Origin of the sequence: Streptomyces phaeoluteigriseus (genome assembly GCF_001896135.2) — a bacterium.
Classification (GTDB): Bacteria; Actinomycetota; Actinomycetes; order Streptomycetales; family Streptomycetaceae; genus Streptomyces; species Streptomyces phaeoluteigriseus.
On record NZ_MPOH02000064.1, the window covers coordinates 1 to 4242 of the forward strand.

General features: G+C 69.2%; 4 protein-coding genes and 1 pseudogene. 2 read left to right on the top strand and 3 right to left on the bottom strand.

Going from position 1 to position 4242, the window contains the following annotated elements:
- Window positions 1–1105: 1105 nt before the first annotated feature.
- Window positions 1106–1342 (bottom strand): acyl carrier protein, encoded by a 237-nt coding sequence (locus tag BM536_RS38645; protein ID WP_073499952.1) that lies wholly within the window; start codon window positions 1340–1342, stop codon window positions 1106–1108.
- Between the two features lie 280 nt (window positions 1343–1622).
- Here BM536_RS38645 and BM536_RS41025 point away from each other — a divergent pair, with 280 nt between their 5' ends.
- Window positions 1623–1790 carry a hypothetical protein gene (locus BM536_RS41025; RefSeq protein WP_158086597.1) on the top strand — a complete coding sequence of 56 codons (168 nt, stop codon included), beginning with the start codon at window positions 1623–1625 and terminating at the stop codon, window positions 1788–1790.
- A gap of 153 nt (window positions 1791–1943) precedes the next feature.
- Here the strand turns inward: BM536_RS41025 and BM536_RS38655 are convergent, their stop codons facing one another.
- On the bottom strand, window positions 1944–3308 hold the full coding sequence (locus BM536_RS38655) for a condensation domain-containing protein (RefSeq protein WP_073499947.1): 1365 nt from the start codon (window positions 3306–3308) through the stop codon (window positions 1944–1946).
- A 166-nt stretch (window positions 3309–3474) separates the two neighbouring features.
- Between BM536_RS38655 and BM536_RS45190 the strand changes: the two are divergent.
- Window positions 3475–3953, top strand: a pseudogene (locus tag BM536_RS45190) (transposase); the annotation flags it as partial.
- A gap of 50 nt (window positions 3954–4003) precedes the next feature.
- Here BM536_RS45190 and BM536_RS42010 read toward each other — a convergent pair.
- The coding region (locus BM536_RS42010; RefSeq protein WP_211363030.1) for a hypothetical protein at window positions 4004–4242 on the bottom strand (239 nt) is incomplete at its 5' end.

The window sequence follows — 4242 nt, forward strand, 5'->3', positions numbered from 1 at the left end:
CATACATCTACCTCGGCACCGTCACCCTCGCAGCCCTCATGATCTGGCTCCGCACATGATCCGAGAAACAGCGCCTAGTAGTCATCCAGCAGGATTTCGCGACGGGCGGCCTCCGTGAGACCTCCCCTCGGCAGGGGAGAGACCGGGACGGGCGCGGTGCGCGTCATTCCCTCATTCAACCGGTGCCACGCTACCTGTCGACCTCGTTCTCCGGGGCGGCCGCGCTACCGGCATACACCGGCAGCGGGCCGCTGACCGGAGGCCGGAAACGCCCCGTGGGGAGGCATCGGTGGCCCACACGCTCCACGAATTCGGCGTTCGGATCCGCAGCGCCCCCGTGGCGCAGGACGCGGATGGCGATTCCTTTCGCCACCCGCATCCGGTACGCCCACAGCGCCTCTCGCTTCGTCTCGCGGGCGGTTCCGGGCGTCGTGAGCGCCACCGGACGCGCCCGGCCGAGACCCGCGCGGGAGCAGCACCGGCCCGCGCAGGTCGTCGACGACGTCCGCGAGCAGATCCGGCTCCTGGGAGGCCGAAGTCGCCTCGGGCCGGCCTCGGGACGGGGAAGCCGCCCCCCCCCACGGCAGCCGGGCGGCGCCGTCCCGGTGGCCGAGCAATCGCGGTTCCACACCGAGCATCCGGCACGCGAGGCGTTCCTCGGCCGGCAGCAGTTCGGCGGCCAACCGGGGCCGGGCAGGCTAACAGGGGTGCCGGGCCGCGTCTCCTCGGTCAGCACGTCGACGATCCGCCCGCCGACCGCGGCGATCACCGCGCCGAGGGCACCTGCGCGTCGTCGGGATGCGGCGCCGGGACGGTCAGGCCGGCCGGGTGCCTGGTTGCGGCGCGGGCGTCGTAACAGGCACCCGGCCGCGTGCCGATGGGACGGCACAGCCTGCTCGGCGCCCGGCCGCGACGGCAGTGTCCGACCGCCGTCGCAGCCGTACCAGAGCTGCAGTAGTGCGGCGGGGAACAGCTGCGGGGTCAGTGGCCCGCCGAGAACGAGGTGTGGGCCGCCGGTTGCGTCAGCCCGGTGCGGCAGGTGGATCGGTCGGTCGACGCCGGCGAGCCGGCCGCCCCCTCCACGCGAGCCCCGACGCCGTGGCCGCTAACTGCGGTCGATGATCGCGCAGATGCCGGCCACGCTGAGATTCGTCCTCAGGTCCGAGGGCGCGAACTCCACCGCGAACAGTGTCTCGGCCTCGTCCAGGATGTGCAGGATCTTGAGGCTGTCCACGCCGAGCTCCGTCAGGTCGCGGTCCAGCTCGGTCGGCGCGAAGCCGAGCAGCGGCGCGATCACCTCGTCGATCAGCCGCCGCTCGGTGAGGCTCGGTTCCACGTTCATCCTGACCAACTCTCCGTCTCTCTTGCAGCCAAGCATGATGGAGTCGCGCGTACACCAAGTGGTGCTCGCCCGCGAGTTGTTCGTGCGTCCAGCCGCGAGCAGCAGCACCACCGTGCTTGCCGCGTACGGCAGCAGGGGGATAGTCGACCATGTCGCCTTGACGTCGGTGTCGGTGTTGGCGATCAGCGTCCCGGTCCGGTGCCCGCGGTTCTAGGACAGCGGTAGTCGCAGGTACTGCCGGACGACCTGCCGACGGGACGTCGCCTGCAGTTGGAACCGCGTGTACGCCCGCCTTGAGCCGGCGGGCATACACGCCGACCGTCTTGCCGAGGCCGATCGCGACGATGAGCGCCACCACGGCGGCGACCTCGGCCCGCCCCTCGGCCGGACTCGACGCCACGACGTCGGCGACAACGTCACCCACGACGTACGCCATGCCGACCGGTGACAGGCCGAACAGGATGCCCGCACCGAGTGCCGTCGAGAACAGCCGCGGCTGGAGGCGGATGGCGTGCCCGAGCCCGAGCTCCCGAAGGCCGCGGCCGAGCAGTTGGCCACGGACAACGCCGGCTCGACGGAGGCTGATAAATCCTCGCCTGCGCTAGCCACGGCCACGCGCGAACCGGGTGAACGCGGAATCCACGGGCCAGTCGACATCGCCGTTCGCGGCCGTCGACAGCAGGTCGTTGACCCCGCACAGGACGGCGTGCATCGTCTCGGCGTCGACATAGCGTCGATTGCCGAACATGCGGCCCCGCACGATGTCTCCGTCCGAATCCAGGAACAGACCGAACCGCAGCCTCGTCGACGGCACCGGCGCGACCGTCTCGCAGACCGACTCGCCGTCCGCGAGCCGGGCAGCCCTGGGGTCGTACGGCAGGGGCTCGTCGTAGCCCATGAAATTGACGAAGTGGTCGACCGAGGTGCCACACTCCTCGGTCACGTCCGGGAACACCGCGTCGAGCGCCGCCAGATCGTAGCTGCTCGTCCGGTACGTCAACAGGAGTGCGGGCCAGATCCGGGTCACCATGTCGTAGAACGACGCGCCCGTTTCCACCGGTACCAGTCCCTGCTGTGCCAGGGGACCGACGTGGTCCTTGGTGCGGGGGTCTCCCCGGTTGGAGCACGTCATGATCATGCCGAACCGGTCGAGACGCTGCACCCAGGCCAGGGCCGCTGCGCCGGCGGCCACGAAGACGGCGGAAGGTCTGACATTCAGCTTGGTCGCGATCGACTGCGCCCGCGCCCCCAATCCCTTGGCATACAGCTCGACGGTCGGGAATCGGGGCTCGGAAGAGTCGTCCACGGTGGTCCGGAAGAGTGATCGGGGCGCGGTCTCGAAGCCGGTTCGCCACCGGCGCAGTGTCTTCTCCAGGCGCGCCTGTCCCTGTGCTGACTGTTCTTCGGCGGCCTGATCGAGTGGTTGATGGGTGATCGGCGGAAGGCGTCGCGAGTCGGCTCCGTCGAGCAGCGCGCGGAAGTCGCGCTCGAGAATGCGCATGGATGTGCGATCGATGACGAGATGCGACAGCGCGCCAGTGAGCCATCTGGGCTGGCCGTGCTGAACGACCAGCGCCAGCCTGGCGTGGAACTCCGGCCCGGCCACGAAGCCGCGTGACGATGCCTCGCCCATCAACTCCCGGGCCTCGGCCAGACCCGACCGCGTACCGGCCTTGACCACGGGCACCGGCACAGATCCCTCCCGCACAACCGCTTGGCGCAGCGAGCCGTCGCCGTCGCCGTCGGGGAGAAACGCCGTCCGTAATCCTTCGTGTCGCTCGACGAGCGCACCCAGGGCCGCCAACACTCTGGTGAGAGTCAAGCCGCGCGGCAAGCTGTAGAGGAATGGTTCATTGAATCGGTAGTCGTGCGGCCGGTTGGCGAGGACTGTTTCCCACTGCTCGCGCTGACCCCAAGTCGTCGGTCCGGCATCACCACGGTGACTTTGGAAAGTCAACTCGTGCATCTATGGCACCCCGTCTCTCCGAATCCGCCCCGAACCTAGCAACGGCCCGGTGTGAAATCAACGGCGATGATCGATGCCTCGTGCCACGCTGGTCGGGTCGAACGCGGCCCCCACGAGGCGAGGCGACGCATGACGTCCATCCGTTGAACCCGGGTGACCCGGCACCCCAGTTCTTGCTGCCCACCGCGGCTTCCCCGAAGACGTCGGGCACGTGGAGAAGTGGCTGCCGGCCCTGGACATGCTCGATGAGACCCGCTCCTGGGGACTTGAGGTGCCGATGGCCGACGCGGACGCCGGATACGGTGACGCCGGCGCGTTCCGCCACGGCCTGCAGGAGCGCGGTCTGCATTACGTGGTGGGGGGCTCCGCCCGCTGTCGCCCAGGCCGCCGACGCGGTGCCGGTGGCCTGGGCCGTACTCCGGGATGGGACGCTCGCAGGGGGTGAAGTATCCCGACAAGCCGCGGCCGGCACAGGAACTGGTCATCGCGGCGGGACGGAAGGCTGCCCGGCCGGTGCAGTGGCGTGAGAGTTCGCGCTCACCAAGCTCCGTTGGCGCATCGAGCACGACTACCGAGATGCAACAGGTCCTGGGACCTGCCCACTTCGAAGGCCGGTTCTGGAACGGATGCCATCACCGCGTCACACCCAGGAGCGTTCGCGGAGCGTCACTGGACAGACCACGTCGCGGCTGGGATCACACCTGTTCTTGGTAGACGCTGATTTCAGTGGAATGGAAGTTACGGACGATCGCCCAGTCATGCACTCGATTCGAGGAGCAGCCGCAGTCCGGACACGCGACCACGGCTGCACGGCCGTAGGCAGTCTGGGTTTTGACGGTTGCGACCGACTCGCGGGAGGCCTGCTGTTTGGCGAGCGAGCGAGCGGTGCGGGATGTCGGGGCGGCTGGGGCCCGGTGGTTTGGAGGCGCAGGTT